This window comes from Microcoleus sp. BM001215392 (assembly GCF_036700185.1).
In the GTDB taxonomy this organism is placed as follows: Bacteria; Cyanobacteriota; Cyanobacteriia; order Cyanobacteriales; family Microcoleaceae; genus Microcoleus.
Map to the genome: position 1 here is coordinate 15,431 of NZ_JAUBOJ010000027.1, position 20,742 is coordinate 36,172.

Consider the following 20,742-nt stretch of genomic DNA (forward strand, 5'->3'; position numbering starts at 1 on the left):
GACTAAAGTCCTCACTACAAACCTGAGAGACATGGTACTAATAATTTTTCAAGGGTTCTGAAAGTGCCTCAGCGACCGCTTTTAAACTCCGGTCATGCCTCGCCATCATCCCATGGGCGAACACGGACAATTTTACTTGTTTAGCGGCCGATATTTGGGAACTAGAAGCAGGGACAATGATCAAATCCCAATCAGTCCAAATCGAAGTAAAATTTAGCTTTTCTAACAACCCAGTATCTCGATTTAAATCTTCCAGAAAAGCACTGCCCGGACGCATTTGAACGCAGCCTTTGCCCCAAAGAATCCAAGCCGTCCAAGTACCGCTGTGAGGGGAAGATATCGCAATAAAACGCTGCACTCGGTTAGTTCCGCCTAACCGAGTGCAGGTAGTAACGAGTTACTAAGCCGCCCATGCTCAATCCTACTATATCTAAGCTATGTTCTGGAGCGAAGTTTTTTTCTATATAGTTTGCCATTTGTTTTGCTAATTCATCTATGCTGGCATTGCCCCAGTGTGGCGATAGATCGAGGGTGTATACTGACCAACCTAAATCTCTGAGGTAGGCAGACATTTTGTGGAAAATCCCCGATTTTCTGAAGATTCCGTGAATTAGCAAGACTGGGTTGCGGCTGAAATTGCTATTCATTTTTACGCGATTATTTTATTTTTAATAGGTGCTTTTAGCTCTTCAACTAATGCGTTAATACTTTGGGCTTCTGTCACCATTTGGCGGTGGAGCATGATGTTGATTTTAATTTGTTTACCTACTGGCAGTTGGGAACTTTGCGACGGTACAATCATGATGTCAAATGGCGTCCACATTGATGTAAAATTTATGCGTTTGAGCACGGTTACATCTTGATTCAAATCGCGCAGCAAGCCGCTATTGGGGCGCATATCCAGGTATCCTGGTAGGGGTAGGGAATAGGCGGTGAGGGTTCCTTTGTGGGGGGAAGATATGGTGATGAAACGCTCGACTCGGTTAATTCCTCCAAGTCGCTGGACGTAGTAGCGGCTGACGATGCCGCCCATGCTGTAGCCTACTATGTCTAAAGTCTGTTCTGGATCGAAGGTTTCATTGATGTAGTCTGCGAGTTGCTTGGCTAGTGAGTCGAGGCCGAGGCTACCGTCGTTGGGGGTGAGGTTGAGGCTGTGAACGGCCCATCCGAGTTCGGTGAGGCGGGCTGACATTTTGCTGAAAATAGCCTTTGTGTCCCAAATGCCGTGGATCAGGATGACGGGATTGCGATCGAGCGAACTGTTCATTTTGCTAAAAAATTACTTGCCGATTACAGCATAAATTACTCCCCTAGGGAGTTTGAGCCCTACTGGGACAGCTAGCGAATCGGATCGAGATATCGCGAGCAAATACTGAATATGTCCTAAATTCTGAGATAATCGTAAATAAGTGCAAAGGTAAGACTGGCATTACTGAGTAAAAAATACTAGAATTTCTGCATTTTTTGTCAAAAACTGTAAATTTTGATTAAGAAATGTAGACAAAGGTTGCCTTACCTCGTAGTCTGACTTTGTTGACAAACTTGTACAAATTTCTCTAAAAGAACAAAAGGAGTAAGTCTAATGTTTGGTTTTATCAAAAATTTCTTCGGCGGCATTTTCAGCTTTTTTGGCGGACTGTTGGGCTTGAAAAAGTCTGAATATTTCCTGGATTTGGGGGAATCTTCGGCGAAGGAACCGGCTAAAGTTACACCTGCAAAGGCTGAACCTGTTGTTGCTAAGCAGCCTGAGCCTGTTGCAGCAGCACCGGCAAAAGTTGAGGCTGTGAAGTCTGAGCCGTCTGAACCGGCAAAGAAAGCGAAGGTAGAGAAAAAGTCCAAGAAAGAAAAAGAACCAGTAGCTAGCGTTCCTGCTAAGACTTCGGAACCCGCCAAGGTACCTGCTGCTGCTGGAACTAACGGCAAAGTACCGAGTCAAGCTGAACCTGTTCGGACTTTTGCTCCTAATAATTTAATGCCGATACCAACTGGAAATCGTCGGAGTCCTGGCCCAAGCATGAACAATTTCCGTGAAATGGCCCGTCAGGTGAAAACAAAGTAGAAATTAAGGAATTTGGTATTGAATAATTCTCAATACTGGGGTGAAAAATAAAAAAATGGGATTGCTCATTTTGAATTTTTCACCCTTTTTTTATTCCCTGTTTCCTTGGTTTCTGAGAAAGGCTAATCCACTGTATAGCTGGAAAGCCGCGTCCCAAGGAGTTTCTGCTTTGCGTTCGACTTCTACATGAGGGTCAATTTTACTTAACATCTGCGTGTAATCTAGGACGGTCTCGGCAAAGAAAGTAAATTCTGACCACACTGTAACGTCAAGCTGTCGGTCAAATATTTCCAGCAAGTGATTCCAGTTGATTCTGGTGGTACTTTGTGGGATTTCTGGGGATTTTTTGACTTTGGAAGTTGTGTTTTTCTGGTTCGGTAAATCTGGGATAGCTGCTGAAATTTTGGTGAAGTCAACGCCTTGTTGAAATTCGTAACTTTGATCGCAAATTCGCAGAATTGTGTTTCTGCTGGGAATGTGCAAGTCGCAGATTTGAGCGTAATCTTGGGTGATTTCTTTGTGCCGAAATTGCTCGTTTCTGCGGTTGGGCGAGTAGTCCATGATTTCGATGAATATCGGTAACAATCCTTCTACTCTTTGGCTGACTTCTGACCAGTTAAATTCTATGGAACCAACTCTATCGAGACGATCTTTGCAAACCACGGTTGGGGAAGAGAGAGACTGGAAGTTTTGCACTCGGAAGATTTGGATTTTTTGAATGTCGGCTAGGGTGCCCCAAAATACGGGAATTCCGGCGTTGAGGAGTTCTTGCCCGTAAATTCTGAGTTCGGCGATGGGGCCGGTTTTGTAGAGTCTCCAGCCGCGGCTTTGGATTTGCATTCGGGTTGTGTAGGCGTCGATGTTGAAGATTCTGCTGATGTTTTGTACGGCTGCGGGTTTGTCTTCGGGACTCACGGGTTCGAGGATGAGGAGTCCGGGTTCGAGGCTGCTGGGGTCGTTTTTGGCGGTTTCGATTGCTTGTTGGCGGAGGTTTTGTTGTGCGGTTTCAATCCGCTGAATCCCTTGGCGGGCTTGGGAGACGATTTTGGGGTTGGTGATGTCGCGGAGTATTTGTTTGTATGTTGTTTCGGCTTTGTCGGGGCTGTTGGTGAGTTCGTAGTAGCGGCCGATGTAGTATTGTACCCAGGGATTTTCGGGGGATTCTTTTTGCAGTTGTTTGATGAGTTGGGCGGCGCCTTTGTAGTCTTGACTATCGAGGGCGGCGACTATTTGGTTGATGTCTGTCATGGCGGTTGCGGGAATGGGTTTGTTTCTATCTTGGCTGATGTTTGGTTGGTTCCGCCAGTGGTCGATCGCCCGCAACAGAGGTGTTAACTTGTAGATTGGGAAAGATGGGCAAAAACGGGGTTTTTTAGGAAAAGACGATCGCTCTAGCCTTTATTTCTGCTAAAAACCCGGTTTCTGGGAGTTGGAGTGGATAAGTCCTCTTAACTTATGGATTTGCCAAGATTACAGTTGATTGGAATTAATGCTGAGGGTGTATGAACCTTTGCTGGTGCGATCGAGTCCTTGAACAATTATTTTGTAAGTGCCGTTACTGGGCAATTTTACGATTATTTGGGATTCTCGGCCATTCACACGCACAGGTTTGATATCTGCAATCTTATCGCCGCTGGCAGAGATCAGTGTAATGAAATGGTTGAATGACCTGCTTTTGAGGTCGATGGTGACGGATTGATTTGCACGTCCTTGGAAGCTGTGTTCGCGGTATAAGCTGCCGTTGGGAAGGCTGGGGTCGCCGTCTTTGAGGGTTCCCCGCTGCTGTAGGATCGAAAGAGGGGTGAGTTTTGGTCGATCGACATTTTTGAAATCTAAGCCATAATTTGTGACTGGTACATCTAAGCCATTTCCTTCACTAACTGTGATGACAAAGGCTGTTTTGTTGTTTGTATCGGGAACTATTTTATCAATAAAGTTAGCTTGTATTTTGGGCTGATTTAAAACTTTTGGTTGGTTAAATTTTAGTTGTGATATACATATAACTACGCCTCCATCTTGATAGCGGGCGCTGTAGAATAAATATTTTTGACCGTTAGTTGTGAATTCGTTGCTGAAGAAGATAGTATATCTTTCAAGTTGGGGTAGTTGTTGGTTGGGGCGGCAATTTTTATCGATGTAGATTGCGGTGGCTGGCGGCTGCGGTTGGGCGAAAACTGCTGGGATGCTGGCTGTGGCTAAGACTGCTGAGATAATGGCGGTGATTGTGGGCGATCGCATTTTTATCAATTACCTCTGGTTTTTTGATGAATTTTAACACAGATGCACGCAAATTAACGCAGATGTAGGAAAATCAATCTTTGTTACTATCGAGATTTAGTTTGATTATTAATTTTATTATTTTTCTCGAATAACTCGATACATTGTGTCAGCCGTTGTCTGCCATTTACCTGACTGTCTGAACCGCTCAGTCTGTAAAAAATACTTAAATCCAGAGATGGAAATTGAGAAAATGTAGGCGGTTCCTGTTCGCCTTCTTCAAATAAAATGTATGTGCCATTGGTAATAGTGCTTGATTTAACTGTACCTCTAAAACAATATCTATTTCCAGTATTTCTCGTGTAGGCAAATCCTGTAACGATGTTGCTGGATTTGCGTAGGAATATGTACTCTGTACCAATTTTATTTGCTTGGCCTGCTTGTCCGTAAAATAGTCGCCATTGGGGAGGCTTTGAATTGTCGGTGTGGATTGTGCTAAGATTGGGAGGGAAGCTACACTAAAAATTAGTAAGTTGATTGTGAAGCTTAAGGGCGATCGCATTTTCATCATTGTTTATTTCTGTAAATATTTCTCTAATTCGGCTGTGCGCTGTTTAGTAACTCGCTCCAAACATTCATTAAAAAAACCTTGAAAGCCACTACCGCCGCGATTTTTGTACACTTCAAACTCGCAAGTATTATCTCGCTGTTTAATCCATCCTAATTGCGATTCTGAAAGTAGGGCTTTCTCTTCCTTGCTCAATTTAGCAATCAGTTGTTTGTAAACCTCGTTCAGCCGTTTGTCTGCGAGTTCATACTTTAACCGAATACAGGCTCTGACTTGTGCATCTCCTTGGGGGCGATCGCAATTAATCTGTTGAGCGATCGCAGAGCGCTCCGATTGTGCGAAAACTGCTGTTGTAGCTAACATTGTCAAAAGCGCGATCGACCAAAAGAGCGATCGGCTTTTCCTTAAATTTCTTTTCATTGCCCTTAAACACCTATTTTACGAATTCTTTTAACACAATACAGATTTGATTTAATAAATTTAAACCTTGTTTTTATATTTGGCTGTTCGCCCTGTCGGTCGGATTGCCAAAGTATGTTTGATAGCTGCATCTACTGCCGCCATATTTGACCAAATACCAATTTTGCGATCGATTTCAACTTCTAGAAGCGTCACCAGATTGTCTGTCATAATTACGGAATCAGCTAACAATCGTGTTTGCTGACCTTCCGGTGTTGCTAGGGAAACAAAAACCCGGCTTGGGTGTCCTGCGCGGGCTAAATTGCTAGTAATCATCGCCGTAATAGTTTGTCCTAAACCAGTCCCCAGATTGTCAGCTTGAACTATCAAAACAGGACGGCGTTTCGCCGTGCGCAAATCAGCATTGGGAAACAGAGCCAGCACTACATCACCTCGCCTATAAAGCATCGTAAGCATCCATTTCGGGGCGTTCCCAATCCTCTGCAAACCTTCTCAACCTTACCCGTAAATCTCCTGCTTGTTGCCGATCGATACCGCGAGATTGCAGCTCTACTAATCCTGATTCTGCCAGAAAAGTAACGATAACTTTCCCTTCAGTTAAGTCGCCCGGAGTTTCCAATAACACAACTTTGCCGTCTCGATATATACCCTTTACTGATTTTAACATTTTATTTTTATGCCTAATGACTCATTGACATTTTAGCTTCGTTTACGATATCTAGCACTTCAGGGAATTTTTTTTGGGGATGGGGGCTGTTCAAAAGCGGCTCCCACCAAAGATAAAGCCACCATCGGTGCTGTTACCGCCCTCAGGATTCTCCTACCCAAAGAAACAGGTTCAAAACCAAATTCGATCGCCCTTTCCACTTCTCCATCAGTCCAGCCACCTTCCGGGCCAATAGCAATCGCGATCGATAATTCCCCCACTTTTTGCCCCCCCCTTATTAAGGGGGGCTGGGGGGGATCGAAACCAGCTATTACAGTCGATAATTCATCCGGCTCTTCCTCCCCCCTGAGCAAGGGGGGCTGGGGGGGTTCTAAACCAGCCAAACAATCCCACAAATAGCGATTGTCTCCACGAGCCACACAAATAAATCGATATTTTTGAGTGCATTCTTTCACCGCCAAATCAAACGAAATAGGCTCTAAAATCCCTGGCACAATTTGACGTTCCGACTGTTCGGCAGCCTCCGCAGCAATCCTGATCCAGCGATCGACTTTTTGAGCGCTTGGTTTGAGCAAAGTGCGATCGCTCGTCACGGGCACAATACTAGCCACACCCAACTCCGTCGCCTGCCGGACAACCTCATCAAAGCCGTTTCCCTTGGGCAAAGCGGCGATCAAAGTCACTGCGACGGGAAGCTCCCTGTTAACCGCAATCTCCTCTGTTATCGACGCAAAAAACCCGGTTTCCTGGGCTTCTAGAATTGCTGACCACCAATGTCCTCGGCCGTCCATTGCTATAAATCCATCGCCCGCTTGCAACCGCAACACCCGATTTAAATAATGCTGTTGTTCTTTCGTTAAGTCGATTTTTCGATCGCAAATTTGATTGTCGGTAACTGCTAATCTTTGTAATTGAGCCATGAGATTTTGGATTGCTCGTTTTCTATTAAATTTTTTTTATTTAACCGCAGAGAACGCAGAGAACGCAGAAGAAGAAACGAGACTTTAGGTTTGATCGTTCGGACTTCAGTCCTTTCTCTTGCGTTTGATCGTTCGGACTTCAACCCTGGGTGTGACTTTTAGTCAATTAGGACTAAAGTCCGAACGATCGAACCAAGAAAGCTGTTCATCAACAATAAAGGCAAAGCATTTACAACCGGAATTATTTGACCAATTCAAGGTTTTTGTGCAAATGCTTTGCCCTTATGTTACTTTAGCCTGAACTCTATCTAATGCGATCGACAATTGAAAATTGAAAATCGGCTTATGCTTCCTCCTTAATCTTCTTCAAATAAGTAGAAATTGCCTCTGTCGCTAGCTGCGTGATTGGCTTGCCTTGACGGGCTGCTTCATCTTTGAGCTCGTTGTAGATTTCATCGCGGACGCTGATCCGACGGCGGACTTTACCACCGCCAGCAGTGGCAGTCTCGTTTTCATCGCCGTTACTAGACGTAACATCTAAATCATTAATCTCAGTTGTCATCGAGTCAGCAGATTGGTGATTGGTTACAAATTGACGGATAGATTCTAACCCAACGCGATCGCAAAAATCGCCAAAACTCTCGCTTTTTTGCCGTTTTTGCTTGAAATACACAAAAATCGGCTCTAGAAAAGCTTCAAAATCATTAACGTGCAGCTTTTCCTCAATTGGTTTTGCCAGCCGCGTTTGCGAGGGAGAACCGCCCAGCCAAATCTGGTAGGATTCGGGGGAACTCCCGACAAAACCCAATTCTGCCATATAAGGGCGGGCGCATCCATTGGGGCAACCCGTCATCCGCACTACAAAATGCTCGTCTTCTAAGCCAACTTTGGTCAAACTCGCCCGAATCCGCTCTAAAATGCTGGGAATCACGCGCTCGGATTCGGTAATTGCCAGTCCGCAGGTCGGCATGGCGGGACACGCCATCGCATAGCGTACCAAAGGATCGATCGCAGTTTCTGCTTGAATGCCGCTGCGATCGAGTATTCCTTGAATTTCGGATTTGATCTCCGGGGAAATATCGTAAACCGTCACGTTTTGGTGCGGTGTCACCAGCAGAGGCAAATTGTACTTCTGCACGATTTCCCGCAAAGCCGTTTTTAGCTGAAACGAGCCTTCATCCTTAATCCGGCCGTTTTCTACGGAAATGCCGACAAATAGCTTGCCATCGCCTTGTTCGTGCCAGCCCAAGAAATCAAAATACTTCCACTCAGGCAGCGGTTTAAACGCTTCTAGCGGTTTGCCAAAATATTCGGCTACTTTTTCGCTGAACCACTTGACGCCTTTGTCGTTAATCAGGTACTTGAGTCGGGCGTGTCGTCTGTCTGTGCGATCGCCAAAATCTCTTTGCGTTGCTACAATTGCCTTGACCAAATTGTAAACATCATCCTTGGCAACATAGCAAATCTCGTCCGCAACGCGAGCAAAAGTTTCTTCTTTGTTGTGAGTGCGACCCAAACCGCCGCCGGCAAACACGTCAAAACCTTGCAACTCGCCAGCTTGATTGGTAATTACCACCAATGTCAAATCCTGAGAGTACAAGTCAATTGAATTGTCTCCCGGTACGGTAACGGAACACTTGAACTTGCGCGGCATATAATGCTCGCCGTAAATCGGCTCTTCCCGATCGTCGCTAAAGATGGTGCCGTTGCCGTTTTGCTGTCTGGCGGCCTTGACTGCGGGGTCTTCCTCAGCACTAACAGCCTTTTCGCCGTCGAGCCAAATTTCGTAATAAGCACCGGTTTGCGGCGTCAGCAAATCGGCGATATTGTTGGCGTATTGCAAAGCATACTGGTATTCTGGGCGATTTTTGTAAGGTGCTGGCGGTGCCATGACGTTGCGGTTCAAGTCGCCGCAAGCTCCCAAGGTTGACCCCATATTTTTAATAATTGAGGAAAACACTGCTTTAAGATTTTTTTTCAGCACGCCGTGAATTTGGAAACCTTGGCGGGTTGTGACGCGCAGCGTGTGGTTGCCGTAGTCTTCTGATAGCTTGTCTAATGCTAAGAATAGCTGGGGTGGAACAAAGCCGCCGGGATTGCGGGTGCGGAGCATGAACTGATAGTCTTTTTCTTGTCCTTTGACTCGATTGTCGCGGTTGTCTTGCTGGTACGAGCCGTGAAATTTGAGAATCTGAATCCCGTCTTCGGTGAAGTGGGTTGTTTCTTGTAACAGTTCAGTCGCAACGGGTTCTCGTAAATAGTTGCTGCGTTCTTTGAGACCTTCTGATTTAGAGGGCTTGCGCGCCGCAGGGGTTGAAGTGGTAGATGTAATCATGGGAATGTGTAGTGCCAGTTATAATTAGATAAAGGTCGATCGAATATTTCTTGAGAATTTGACACTTGACAAATTTGCACTTGACAAATTTACTCAGAAATGCTGTGTCGGATTTGTTGACAACTCGGTTCATAACTAAGTTAATAACGGTAATCCGGTAGGAATTCTGATGTTCTTGTATTTTAACACGATCGAGCTGGGGTCTGAAAATTGTAATTAAGAGTTTATACTTTCGATCGCTTCAGCGAACAAAACTTTAGAAAGAATTAACCTCAACCTTTAAAACTATGTCACTGTATGACGAAGACACCTTTGTGGTGTTAGAAACAAACCAGCCGGAGCAATTTTTGACGGCGGCGGAACTATTAGAAAAGCTGAAAGCGGTTTTAGCTCAACAACACGAAGATTTGCCGGCTGACGTGCTGAAATTTCCTTCGGTGGAAGCTCAAGCTAAGTATTTAATTGATACTTATTGTGAATTAGATGTCGGGCCTGGAAAGTTTTTGCAGTGGTACGCAGTGCGTTTAGAAAAATAATTTTGGGAATCGGGCATTGGCTTGCGCAGGGCATCGGGAATTGGGCATCGGGCATGGAGAATTGGTTATTAGAACCAACAAGTAACAAGTAACAAATAACAAATAACAAGTAACAAATAGCAAATAACAAATAACAAAAATAACCAACAACTAACTCATGCCCAATGCCCTGCGCAAGCCAATGCCCTGCGCAAGCCCATGCCCCATGCCCCATGCCCCATGCCCCATGCCCCATGCCCTGTTTGGCCCATGCCCCATGCCCCATGCCCCATGCCCCATGCCCTGTTTGGCCCATGCCCAATTCCCAATTAATCTTCTAACTGTTGAACAGATGATACTTCAACTGCGGTAACATCGATCGTACCGGGCGGCGTCAAACGGCTAAAATGACCTTCCTCTATTTTCAAAGGTTCACCGCAGTTGGCACACTGAAACTGAGTTTGATTTAAAGCTGTGAATTCGTATTGACAAACTGGACACTTGTCTTCAATTAAATTCCGTTTCAGCCACCACTGAAGCGCGAAAAATCCCACCACAGGTGTCAGCAGCAACAAACCTACTACAATCAACAATGATTTTACTATCCAACCCAAACCAATTGACACCAACACGCAGGCGATGCCCAGCAGTATCAGCCAATTGCTAATACGGGGTAGGTTTAAAGAGATTTTGGGGGTGCCTTGGTTCACGGTGGTCTCCTTTGGTGTCTTTGCTGGTAGGCATAACTCTATCCTACTCAGAAATTCAGGCGGTCGATCGAGTTAATCTTGCTATTGTACACTCAGAAACCGCTCTCTAGGTTATGAGTTAATCAGTGTGTGAGGGTTGAAAAATCCCTTGTAAGGATTGACAAAGTGATTCAAAACTAAATTTTGACAGGGTTTGTTCCCTCAACCAGTCGCGATCGCACCTTTTATCCTTTCCTCGCAGCATTTCCACACAAGCAACCGCTACTGCTGCTGGATCTCGGTGAGGAACTCGCCATCCCAGTTTACCATCTTGCAGCGGATCTGCCGAACCGTCGGCGTCCCCGGCGAGCACTGGTATTCCGCAAGCTAAAGCTTCCAAATACACTATACCGAAGCCTTCCTGGGAGGGCATTACATAAGCATCCGCAAGTTGGTAATGTGCTGGTAAATCTGCTGTCGGTACAAAACCTGCAAAGATTACTTTTTCGGCAACTCCCAAATCGAGGGCGAGTTTTGCTAATCTAGGGCGATCGTCTCCGCGTCCAATTACTAAGTATTTTACATTGGGAAAACTTTTGGCAATTTCCGGCAAAGCTTGAATTGTGACATCGACGCCTTTGTAACTATCGTGCGATCGCAATCTGGCTACAGTCATCAATATTTTAGCACCAAGCAGATCGTACTTTTCTAATAAATGCCCGGGTTTGGAACCGATAGTAAATATCTTGTCATCTACAGTACAAGGCACTATTTGGAATTTTTCGGGATTTAAGTTGTTGAGTTCGCAAGTACGCGCGGCGAAGCTATCCCGTAGGGAATCGCGCGTGTACCTGCTAATAGTCAAAATGCTGTCAGCTTGTCTCATTGCTATTTGATATTTTAGCCCAAGTGTTTCCCAAACTTCCTTGCCATAAGTTAAAATCGTGTAGGGAATTCCCAGCGGCTGGCATAATATTTTAATTAGCGGTGCGAGTTTGATGTGACCGCAGAAAACCCGTTCAGGTCGTTTTTGCAGCAAGCAAGTTAGCAATTTGGCGGCAAACTTCAGGCGGCCCAACGCGGCGGGCTCGGTTTTTAGGTAATAAAATTTGAGATTTTTTGAATCGAAGGGATTGTGACAATCTGCACCATCTCGCAATAGTAAAACGGATGCTGGCGGCAAGTTGTTGGCTGCGGTTAGTGACAGGTAAGCTTTCAGGATGTCTTGACTGTAGGATTGAATTCCCCCTTCACTACAAAATATTTCGAGGAAACAGAACAAGCAAGAAGACTGGGCGGTTAAAACGGCCTCCATACAAACAAAACCCGCATCGGCTGGCACCATAGCTGGTAAAAGTATAGTCATTTATAGACATGGGAGGCTTCAAGTCCCTCCCCCTTCACTTTCACTTTAAGCGGATTAACCCGCCTCGGCCCAAGTACGCAGCTCCCTATCCCATCGCTGAACGCATTTGGGATTGCTTTTCTGAGAATGTTAAAAGAACCATTCACGTCAGAATTAATTAACTGACCAGTCGATGTTTTGTACAAACCTCGCTTAATCCGTTTCCCGGTAAACACAGGTTTTTTTTCGGTTTTTCCGTAAACAGGAATTGAATCTAAGCCTATAAAGTTGGCTTTGGAAGTGAAAGATTCCTCCTGTACAATTACCTTGATTCCCACTAAGAAAGCCTTGTACTCCAACATCTCAATTAATCGAGCGTGAGGAATACTGACAAAGTTTTGATTAGTCTGCTTCCCGATATTGATATCGGTTTTCCACTGTGCATTTTTGCCAATCACTAGCGTCCCAATTTGTTGTGCGACCAAAATATCGACAATCGTGCGACTTGTGTGGTGCAAGTAATTGTCTACTTTTTGATGGCGACAGCGAGTTAGCCGTTGAATTCGAGGTGAAGTTTTGCAGTTCCCTTTCAATTGGGATTGCAATCGCGAACAACGCTTGTTATAGAACTGGTTGATTGACTTCAATGGTCGCCCGTTAATCAACAGCGGGACAAAACCCGGTTGGTTTGAAGTTAACGCCACTAAATTATTCAGTCCTAAATCGATGCCGGCTGCAAAATTATTATTTTTAGCGGTGGACTCCGATTCATCATAAATTACCTCAACTACATAACAATCGCATTTCGGAACCAACCTGACCTGACAAATTCGGTCAGGGTTGACTTTAGTTTTAATTGAGAGTTCAGTACCGGAAAGTTTGATGATTCCTTTGTTGATAAATTTACGGCTAATCGCCTGAATCGTATAAACGAGAAGGTTTCGACCTTTCATTTTATCTTTGTATTTAGGTAATTTTGGACGACCAGTAAATTTTGAGGAATCAGTTTTGTAAGCTTTAGCCGCTTCAAAAAACGATTGCCAATTCTTATCTATAACCATCAAGATTTGCTGACTTACTTTAGCTGGCATTGCCTTGTATGCTTCGTGAAACTTCATCAATCGGCTCATCTCGTTGTAATTGACATAGCCCCATCCGTAAATGAAACTCTGACGAATGACGTAGTTAGCGGCGTTGTACAGATTTTTGGATTTGAAAGCTAGGCAAGTCAATTTCGATAAAGCGGGGTTCCGTTGATTTAATTATATGCCTTTCTGCTAGTTGCATTCAGCACCTCCGTCTTTCAACTCGGCAATTATTTTTTCCGTTTTTCTGCTGGCGCGTCGTTGTCCGTAGAGTCGAGCAGCAAAGCTTGTGACTATAGCCACTAAGTCTTGCATCAATTCATCTTTTCCATTTTCTGCTAAGTTAACTATTTCTAATTTAATTCCCAATCTCAGTAGTAGAACGTCTAGATAGTTTGTGCCAAATCGAGCCAAACGGTCTTTGTTTTCAACTAATAAAATGTCGTAGTCATCTTGTTGCAGTAATGCTTCCAACTGTTTTCGGTGGTCGTTCAATCCGCTGCCAATTTCTTTGACATTTCTAACGATTTGATAACCGTTTACAATGGCGTACTCAGTCAGCCTCTCCGATTGGCGGTTGAGGTGATCTTTGTTTTCTGAAGATGAGACTCGACTGTAAATGGCGACTCGGTTCTTCTTGACCTGATTTGATGGTGATTGTGGCAAGTAATCAACTATAATCAGACCGCTTTCCGTCTGCCGTGCCGGATGTGGCAATTTATTTGCTTTCCACCACCGCCACGCAGTTGTGTAACTTATGCCTATTGCTTTGGCGTAGTCAGGTAGTTTCATTTTGACCTCCTGATTACAGGATACCACCATCGCTTACTGCTGCTTACAAACTTAATGAAGTTTTACAATACCAGAAGTCGTAGGGTGCGTCGCCATGAAAAATCCTTAATTAAATATCGACAATCTTACTAGGTATGTTGTTGCGCGAAGAGCGCTCTTTATAGAACCCATTTGAGAGCTTTTAAATCGCCCATCCTGGGGAGGATGAAGCATTTGGACATCAAAAATCGGGTTTTTATGAGCGATTGTTCCCTCGAAGCTTCATCCCTACACCACATGAACGTTAATCTGTGTTTGATGAGGCTGATGATTACAAGGCTTGAAGCCTCAAAGATGTCAAATGGGTTCTATATATGACGAAGCGCTTAAGCGCAACAACGTACCTTTGACGGGTGCGTGCCACCTCCGGGTAGCAAACCCCGTCTCGGCTTTCATGTCGCCCAAAAAACAAAAAGCCCCTCACCATCGCTGGTTCGGGGAGAAAATTATCAGGGTGCATCTACTAATGTGTTTACTATAGCATCATTTTGTGGGGTATCACCCATCATGGGTGACACCAAGGAAGATTTTTTGATGAGAATAAGTTATGTTTTAGGGGATCAATGATTGTCAAAGCTTGTATGTTCGATCGCCTTGTCGCTGTTAAATTAAGATAGGACAGACGCAAAAATCCTCATAAGCCCTGTAAATTGGTAGATTTATGCTCGCGAAAGCTGATATTTTCCCAGAAATCTGGTTGGCGATCGCAAGTCCTATATTATTTAAAATAAATCCGTGCTAGACCTCAAATTAATCCGAGAAAATCCGCAAGCCGTACAAGAGGGCCTCAACACTCGCGGAGGCAACTACGAAATCGAGCCGATTTTGCAATTAGACATACAGCAGCGGGAGTTGGAAGGGAAGCGATCGCAACTGCAAGCCCGCAGCAACGAAATAGCCAAGCTCATCGGGCAAAAAAGAAAATCGGGTTTACCTCTGGAATCTCCCGAAATTCAAACTTTGCAAGCAGAAGGTAACGCAGTCGGCACGCAGTCGAACGAATTGCAAGCACAGGAAAAAGACTTAAAAGCTCAAATAGAAGCGTTATTGTTACCATTGCCGAACTTGCCCGGTAAGTCAACTCCGTTAGGTAAAAATGAAGAAGAAAATGTCGAAATCCGCCGCTGGGGAGACGAATACATTCCCCAAAATCCCGAGATTTTACCGCACTGGGAAATTGGCGAAAAATTGGGAATTCTCAACTTTGAACGGGCTGTAAAAATCGCTGCTCCCCGCTTTGTTACGTTAGTTGGAGCAGGTGCGGCTCTGGAAAGAGCGATTATTCAATTCATGCTCGACCGCCATACAAAAGCTGGTTATGTAGAAGTAATTCCCCCACTTTTAGTTAACACTGAATCCCTCACTGCAACAGGTCAATTGCCGAAATTTGCTGAAGAAAGTTTCAAGTGCGAGCAAGACGATTTGTGGTTGATTCCTACTTCCGAAGTTCCGGTTGTCAATTTGTACCGAGGTGAAATATTGACAGCAGAACAGTTGCCAATTTATCACTGTTCTTTTACTCCTTGTTTTCGCCGGGAAGCGGGAAGTTACGGCAAGGATACGCGAGGATTGATTCGGTTGCACCAATTTAATAAGGTGGAATTGGTGAAACTGGTGCATCCGAGTACCTCGGAGGCTGAGCACGAACAACTGGTGCAGGATGCTGAGGGTGTTTTGCAGGCGCTGAAATTGCCTTATCGGGCGATCGAGCTTTGTACCGGCGACTTAGGTTTCGCCGCGACAAAAACCTACGATTTAGAAGTCTGGCTGCCTTCTGCGGGCAAATACCGCGAGATTTCGAGTTGTTCCAATGTCGCCGATTTTCAAGCGCGGCGGGCAAATATTCGCTTTAAAGAAGCGGGGAAAAAAGGTACTCAATTCGTGCACGCGCTTAACGGTTCTGGTTTGGCTGTGGGCCGGACAATGGCTGCTATTTTGGAGAATTATCAGCAGCCGGATGGGACAGTAAAAGTGCCGTTGGTGCTGCAATCTTATCTCGGACGCGAAATTTTGTAAACCAGGTTCGCTCGTTGGGACTTCAGTCATTGTCTTAGCAAAAATTATGACTCAAGTCCTTACAGATTGGTATTGACTACTTCAGTCAATGCTGGGAGCATCTCAGGGCCGTCATATCAAGTCCAGTAACATCGAAATTATCTAGTGCGATCGAACACTCGCCGCCTCGCTGTGCGAGCTATTGCAGGCTCGCACTCTCGACGATTGAAATATATAATTCCGATGCAACCGGAAACGATATAACTCAATACGGTTTACTTAAAAGATGACAACAGGGAAAACTCATGAAAAATATATACTCTTGTTTGCTTTCATAAGAGACCGCGTTCATGTATAGCGTTCCTCTCTTCGGGCCGTCTTAAGTTAACCGTATTGCGATATAACTAGGCTGATAACGGAGATTTTTCGGGCTGGCTGGCCCGCACCACTCGTTGTTTTAATCAACAAGATTTAGGGAATTCGATTCCCGTTACACAGTTACCCGCTAATCGCGGTTTTGTCGTTAGAAGGCTCGCCACTAGCAGGAGGCTCAATCGTGTCCCCAAAGGCAATCCTCAGAAAAGGCGGAGCTAAAAAAGTCGTCAGAATCACCATGATAATAATCGAAACTTCCAACGGTTTATCCAACACTCCGCTAGCCGAACCAATACCAGCAAAAACTAACCCGACTTCGCCCCGAGGAATCATCCCCACTCCGATCGCCCATCGATTGATTCCGGGCACACCAAACACCACCCAACCTGTAACAATTTTGCCAATAATCGCCACCACAATCAAGAAAGCAGCAATCAAAAGTCCGGCGCGATTGTCCGGTATCGCTGGGTTCAAAACTCCCAAATCTGCCCTGGCTCCCACCGTCACAAAAAAGATGGGCACAACTACATCGGAGATGGGTTTCACCAATTCATCTAACTCTGTGCGCGCATCGCTTTTATCCAACACCAAACCAGCCGCAAACGCACCCAAAATCGCTTCCAGATGAATTGCATTGCCCAGAAATGCCATGAATAAGGCGAAAATAAAGGCCGGGATGATAATATTGCCGCGAGTTTTGAGTTGAGCTACTACCGCTGAGAAGGTTTTGTCGAAGACACCGCCCAACAGAATCGAACCTAACAGAAATACAGTGGCGCTGACAATCAAATAGATGACATTAACAACATCAATTTCACCAGTTTTGGCTAAGCTAGCGACAACAGCTAGGACAATAATTCCCAGCACATCATCAATTACCGCCGCACCCACAATAATTTGACCTTCTTTAGATGTCAGTTGTCCTAAATCAGACAAGACTTTCGAGGTAATTCCGATGCTGGTTGCTGTCAAAGCCGCACCTGCAAAAATCGCCGGAATTGCCGGAGTGTGGAAAATTACCATCAAGCCGACAGTACCTGCGGCAAAGGGAACAGCCACGCCTACACAGGCGACAACGACGGCTTGAACTCCGACTTGTTTTAGTTGATTGAGATCCGACTCTAAGCCAATTTCAAACAGCAGAATAATTACGCCTAATTCGCCCAGCACAGAAATGACTTCACTCTGGGACTCAAAAACACTGGTAAGGGCGGCAGGGGATAGATGGTTGAGCGATTGCAGAACACTCATAATCCCGGAGTCTGAAGCTGACAGCCCGCTTTCGGAAAAAACGATCAGGTGTAAAGCAGACACGCCGACAATTACCCCTGCTACCAATTCACCCAATACGGGGGGCAAATCGAAGTTTCTCGCTACTTCTGCGCCTAATTTACTGGCGATATAAATCACTACTAAACTGAGCAAAACTCCGCTGAGGACGATCGGCGAATTTTCGGGATCGACTGTGGCTAGCAAAGGTATGGGAGCAACCAGAGATGTCATCCCTGAACTTAAGGCTGTAATTGTATGGTTCAAAAACATGAGTTGACTGTTGACTGTTGACTGTTGACTGTTGACTGTTGACTGTTAACTGTTAACTGTTGACTGTTAACTGTTGACTGTTGACTGTTAGTCGGAAAATTGATAACTGCTAGATATTTGGTAGCCAATTAACTCGACATGACTTTAAGCAAAGCTTGAAGAACCTAAATCTGGCGGTACATCCTGCCATCTTCCTTGTCCGACTGCTTGAATTGCTTCTTTTAGCAAGACATCTCCTGTATAAATTGCCCTACCAACGATCGCACTTTTGACACCAATTGGTTCTAAAGCCAACAAACTTAACAAATCTGCGATCGAACTAACGCCGCCGGAAGCAATCACCGGAATCGAGATGGCGTTAGCAATTTCTCGCAAAGATTCCAAATTCGGCCCTTCCATGGTACCGTCGCGGTGAATGTCGGTGTAAATAATTTCAGCGGCTCCTAATTGGGCCATTTTTTGCGCCAATTCTGTTGCTAAAACTTCGGAAGTTTCCAGCCAGCCTCTGGTAGCAACTTTACCATTTCTGGCATCGATTCCCACGAGAATTTGACCTGGAAATTCGGCACACAATTCACCGACTAATTGCGGTTGTTCGACGGCGACAGTGCCGAGAATGGCGCGCTGAACGCCTAATTTGAGAATTGACGCGACAGAAGGGCGATCGCGCATTCCGCCTCCTAATTGACAGGGAACGTCTACTGCACGGACGATCGCCTCGATAGCTGCTAAGTTTACCGGATGACCTGCTTTAGCCCCATCGAGGTCTACCAAATGCAGCATTGTCGCGCCTTCATTTACCCACTGTCTGGCGACTTCCACGGGATTTTCGTTAAAAGTTTGGGACTTGGCATAGTCTCCCTGATAGAGTCTGACGCATTTTCCGTCCAAAAGGTCGATCGCTGGAATTACATTCATAATATTTGGGAATGGGGAATGGGGAATTGGGAATTGGGAATTGGGCATCGGGAATTGGGCATTGGGCATTGGTCGTTAGTGATTGGTGATTCCTACTAACAACTGTCAACTGTCAACTGTCAACTGTCAACTGTTTAAATACATTCGCAACCGCTATTTAAATGAAACATAATCGATGACGATAGAGTTGACCACAAAGGAGTATCGATCTCAGCTTCTCGCAAAGCTTCTGCGGTCCAGTCATTGCAAGTTCTCAAAATCGAGTAACTGCCTTTTGCTTCATAAAAACTGTCACTGTTATAGTACCCGTAGCTGATTTTTATTTTATTACCTGCTGCGTCTAATTGGAATGTATTTTTCAGGAAATTTACCAGCCTTCGATAATTTTTCCCACTAATCTTAACACATTTGGTTTCTATGTTTTGGGGAAAAACTCGATAACCTTGAACGTGGAGGGTAGACGGAGTAGGGAGAAATAGCGCTTTGAAAGCTATAACTGGGTTGATGGTTGCTGAGCTGGGAGTTTCCAGCATGAAAGCTCGATCTCCCCAGCCAAAAGACAAATATTTATAATCATAATTTGCATCCCGTCCTATTTGTGTGATTGGTAAATATTGATTCCAGTTAAAGTATTTATTTTTAACGGGAACGATGATTTCGGTGTGGATGCCTTGGTTAGAAACTTGTACGATAACCGTGCAATCTTTTTGCGAGAAGTCTCCCCACTTTCTGGGAGTCAGGTAGCCGATTGCAGCAATGACAGCAATCAGACATAAATTAAGAATACAAATGCGGCAAATAAGTTTTTTATTTAACAATTTTAGATAAGAGCGAGATTTGTATAGGTATCGATATGGTGCGTCGCTGTAGAAATTTTCGCTGTGATTTGAAGCGATTCGAGAGCGACACACCCTACGGGGAAAAAGAAGGACGCTCAGTCCTCCCTACGAAAGGTTTTAAACTGGCGGGCGTTGCATCTTTGTGGGAAAGAATTCTTGCAGGGCAGAATTTCGCTTTTCGGGAGTTTCGCTGGCCCAATTTGACAAGCTTTCATAGAAAAAGAAGGAAACTCCAGCAAAATTTCTGTTTCGGACTGCTTGGACTTGCTCTTGAATTTGTGACAGCGGAATAGAACTGTTTTTCAAACCTGTTAAAATACCGATCGCAGTTGGAATGTGCTTTTTAGCGAGTTTGACTTCTTCCCGTTCCAATTCGGCATTAAAACGCTTGATGTCGCTGCGATACACCTGTACTATAAGTTCTTCGATGTAACCGCGTCTTTCCCAGGTAAACCAGTCCTGCAAGTGGGCGGGTAAAGCAAAGTGCAAGGGATTGGGAGATAAACTAATAATACATTTTTGTTTGCGGGATTTGATGGCGCGAGAAATTCGCCCCATGAAGTCGTTGATTTTGTCGGCGCGCCAGCGTATCCAGAAGGTTTCGCGGGCGTCATTGGAGGGAGGGCTTTTGATTTGTTTCTCATACATTAACACTGTTTGCGGCTCGTAGCCAAACTCTACGGGCAAACCGAAGTGGTCGTCAAATTGAATGCCATCTATATCGTAATTATCGACGATTTCTAAGATTAAATCTAAGATAAATTTCTGGACTTCCGCATGAAAAGGATTCAGCCAAACTCGATCGTGCGTGCCTTCTTTCCAAATAGTTGAACCGTCGCGCCGCCTCGCCAGCCAGTCGGGGTGAAGTCTGGCTAATTCCGATTCGGCGGGAGCCATGAAACCAAACTCAAACCACGGGATTACTGCTATACTTTTTTTGTGGGATTGTGCTATAATTTCTTTGAGAATGTCTCGGTCTTGCAATCCTGGTAATGGGTCGATCGACTGTCCGAATACTCGTTTGGCTACAGCGCTGGGATAAAGCGTGTAGCCTCCTTGCCAAACCGTGGGATAAATGGTATTAAAGTTTAGTTTGTCCAGTCGGTTTACAGCGTCAATGATGTTGCTGCGGGAGAAAATAACGTCGCTGTCAATGTTCGTCAGCCAGATGCCGCGCAATTCGGTTGTTGGGGTTTTGGGCGCAGTTTGAGCTTCGATTCGGGGGGAGAAAATGGCGGAGGAGGTAAGGGCGATCGCAAAAACAACTATTAAAGCCACTATCCGCCGCCATTTGTGCAGTTTAATCATCAATTTTTCGCAAACACCACAATCTAATATCATACTGTAGGGTGCGCGTGGCGCACCTTTATTCTTCAACCGGCGTCCGGCTTGTTTTGTCTGTATAGCCGCGGTTTCAACCGC

At 45.0% G+C, this 20,742-nt stretch carries 21 protein-coding genes and 1 pseudogene; 3 read left to right on the plus strand and 19 right to left on the minus strand.

What is annotated here, in order from left to right; all coding sequences use genetic code 11:
- Nucleotides 1-37: 37 nt before the first annotated feature.
- Genes QT974_RS05305 through QT974_RS05315 form a run of 3 tightly spaced genes read right to left on the minus strand, consistent with a single transcriptional unit; the run spans nt 38 to nt 1,267 of the window.
- A complete protein-coding gene (locus QT974_RS05305) occupies nt 38-358 on the minus strand; it encodes a hypothetical protein (protein WP_333467479.1) in 321 nt (106 codons plus the stop codon).
- 4 nt (nt 359-362) lie between these two features.
- Entirely contained in the window at nt 363-647 is a 285-nt protein-coding gene (locus QT974_RS05310) for an esterase/lipase family protein (protein WP_333467480.1), read from the minus strand.
- 2 nt (nt 648-649) lie between these two features.
- Nucleotides 650-1,267: an esterase/lipase family protein gene (locus QT974_RS05315; RefSeq protein WP_333467481.1), complete on the minus strand. Its 618-nt coding sequence runs from the start codon at nt 1,265-1,267 to the stop codon at nt 650-652.
- Between the two features lie 315 nt (nt 1,268-1,582).
- Here QT974_RS05315 and QT974_RS05320 point away from each other — a divergent pair, with 315 nt between their 5' ends.
- Nucleotides 1,583-2,059 carry a hypothetical protein gene (locus QT974_RS05320; protein ID WP_333467482.1) on the plus strand — a complete coding sequence of 159 codons (477 nt, stop codon included), beginning with the start codon at nt 1,583-1,585 and terminating at the stop codon, nt 2,057-2,059.
- A gap of 90 nt (nt 2,060-2,149) precedes the next feature.
- Here QT974_RS05320 and QT974_RS05325 read toward each other — a convergent pair whose 3' ends face one another.
- From QT974_RS05325 to sir, 8 genes are all read right to left on the minus strand, one after another.
- Nucleotides 2,150-3,307, minus strand: a complete 1,158-nt coding sequence (locus tag QT974_RS05325) for a tetratricopeptide repeat protein (protein WP_333467483.1) — start codon at nt 3,305-3,307, stop codon at nt 2,150-2,152.
- Nucleotides 3,308-3,529: 222 nt separating this feature from the next.
- On the minus strand, nt 3,530-4,297 hold the full coding sequence (locus QT974_RS05330) for a hypothetical protein (RefSeq protein ID WP_333467484.1): 768 nt from the start codon (nt 4,295-4,297) through the stop codon (nt 3,530-3,532).
- A gap of 205 nt (nt 4,298-4,502) precedes the next feature.
- The gene (locus QT974_RS05335) at nt 4,503-4,847 is read right to left on the minus strand and encodes a hypothetical protein (RefSeq protein WP_333467485.1); all 345 of its coding nucleotides are present in this window, start codon (nt 4,845-4,847) and stop codon (nt 4,503-4,505) included.
- Nucleotides 4,848-4,850: 3 nt separating this feature from the next.
- Complete coding sequence (locus QT974_RS05340; protein ID WP_333467486.1) at nt 4,851-5,264, minus strand: lysozyme inhibitor LprI family protein; 414 nt, start codon at nt 5,262-5,264, stop codon at nt 4,851-4,853.
- A 60-nt stretch (nt 5,265-5,324) separates the two neighbouring features.
- On the minus strand, nt 5,325-5,711 hold the full coding sequence (locus QT974_RS05345; protein ID WP_333467487.1) for a type II toxin-antitoxin system PemK/MazF family toxin: 387 nt from the start codon (nt 5,709-5,711) through the stop codon (nt 5,325-5,327).
- Nucleotides 5,701-5,931 (minus strand): hypothetical protein, encoded by a 231-nt coding sequence (locus tag QT974_RS05350; protein WP_333467488.1) that lies wholly within the window; start codon nt 5,929-5,931, stop codon nt 5,701-5,703. The genes QT974_RS05345 and QT974_RS05350 overlap by 11 nt, the downstream gene beginning before the upstream one ends.
- A 59-nt stretch (nt 5,932-5,990) precedes the next feature.
- Nucleotides 5,991-6,851, minus strand: a complete 861-nt coding sequence (locus tag QT974_RS05355) for an RsmE family RNA methyltransferase (protein ID WP_333467489.1) — start codon at nt 6,849-6,851, stop codon at nt 5,991-5,993.
- 343 nt (nt 6,852-7,194) lie between these two features.
- Nucleotides 7,195-9,186 carry a sulfite reductase, ferredoxin dependent gene (gene sir, locus QT974_RS05360; RefSeq protein ID WP_333467490.1) on the minus strand — a complete coding sequence of 664 codons (1,992 nt, stop codon included), beginning with the start codon at nt 9,184-9,186 and terminating at the stop codon, nt 7,195-7,197.
- A 287-nt stretch (nt 9,187-9,473) separates the two neighbouring features.
- On the opposite strand from sir, the gene QT974_RS05365 reads away from it, so the two are divergent.
- Nucleotides 9,474-9,722, plus strand: a complete 249-nt coding sequence (locus QT974_RS05365) for a chlororespiratory reduction protein 7 (protein WP_333467491.1) — start codon at nt 9,474-9,476, stop codon at nt 9,720-9,722.
- Between the two features lie 308 nt (nt 9,723-10,030).
- Here QT974_RS05365 and QT974_RS05370 read toward each other — a convergent pair whose 3' ends face one another.
- The 4 genes and pseudogenes from QT974_RS05370 to QT974_RS05385 all read right to left on the minus strand — a co-directional run bounded on the left by QT974_RS05370 (nt 10,031) and on the right by QT974_RS05385 (nt 13,612).
- A complete protein-coding gene (locus tag QT974_RS05370; protein ID WP_333467492.1) occupies nt 10,031-10,411 on the minus strand; it encodes a hypothetical protein in 381 nt (126 codons plus the stop codon).
- Nucleotides 10,412-10,529: 118 nt separating this feature from the next.
- A complete protein-coding gene (locus tag QT974_RS05375) occupies nt 10,530-11,705 on the minus strand; it encodes a glycosyltransferase family 4 protein (protein ID WP_333467498.1) in 1,176 nt (391 codons plus the stop codon).
- Nucleotides 11,706-11,752: 47 nt separating this feature from the next.
- Nucleotides 11,753-13,022 (minus strand): annotated as a pseudogene (locus tag QT974_RS05380) (RNA-guided endonuclease InsQ/TnpB family protein).
- A complete protein-coding gene (locus QT974_RS05385; protein ID WP_333467493.1) occupies nt 13,013-13,612 on the minus strand; it encodes an IS607 family transposase in 600 nt (199 codons plus the stop codon). The pseudogene QT974_RS05380 and the gene QT974_RS05385 overlap by 10 nt, the downstream one beginning before the upstream one ends.
- Nucleotides 13,613-14,386: 774 nt before the next feature.
- Between QT974_RS05385 and serS the strand changes: the two genes are divergently transcribed.
- Nucleotides 14,387-15,667, plus strand: a complete 1,281-nt coding sequence (gene serS, locus QT974_RS05390) for a serine--tRNA ligase (protein WP_333467494.1) — start codon at nt 14,387-14,389, stop codon at nt 15,665-15,667.
- 477 nt (nt 15,668-16,144) lie between these two features.
- Here the strand turns inward: serS and QT974_RS05395 are convergent, their stop codons facing one another.
- The 4 genes from QT974_RS05395 to QT974_RS05410 all read right to left on the minus strand — a co-directional run bounded on the left by QT974_RS05395 (nt 16,145) and on the right by QT974_RS05410 (nt 20,661).
- Nucleotides 16,145-17,563, minus strand: a complete 1,419-nt coding sequence (locus QT974_RS05395) for a cation:proton antiporter (protein ID WP_333467495.1) — start codon at nt 17,561-17,563, stop codon at nt 16,145-16,147.
- Between the two features lie 144 nt (nt 17,564-17,707).
- On the minus strand, nt 17,708-18,481 hold the full coding sequence (hisA, locus tag QT974_RS05400; protein ID WP_333467499.1) for a 1-(5-phosphoribosyl)-5-[(5-phosphoribosylamino)methylideneamino]imidazole-4-carboxamide isomerase: 774 nt from the start codon (nt 18,479-18,481) through the stop codon (nt 17,708-17,710).
- 134 nt (nt 18,482-18,615) lie between these two features.
- Nucleotides 18,616-19,299 (minus strand): TIGR02117 family protein, encoded by a 684-nt coding sequence (locus QT974_RS05405; protein WP_333467496.1) that lies wholly within the window; start codon nt 19,297-19,299, stop codon nt 18,616-18,618.
- Nucleotides 19,300-19,437: 138 nt separating this feature from the next.
- Nucleotides 19,438-20,661 (minus strand): glycoside hydrolase family 10 protein, encoded by a 1,224-nt coding sequence (locus QT974_RS05410; protein WP_333467500.1) that lies wholly within the window; start codon nt 20,659-20,661, stop codon nt 19,438-19,440.
- Between the last annotated feature and the right edge of the window lie 81 nt (nt 20,662-20,742).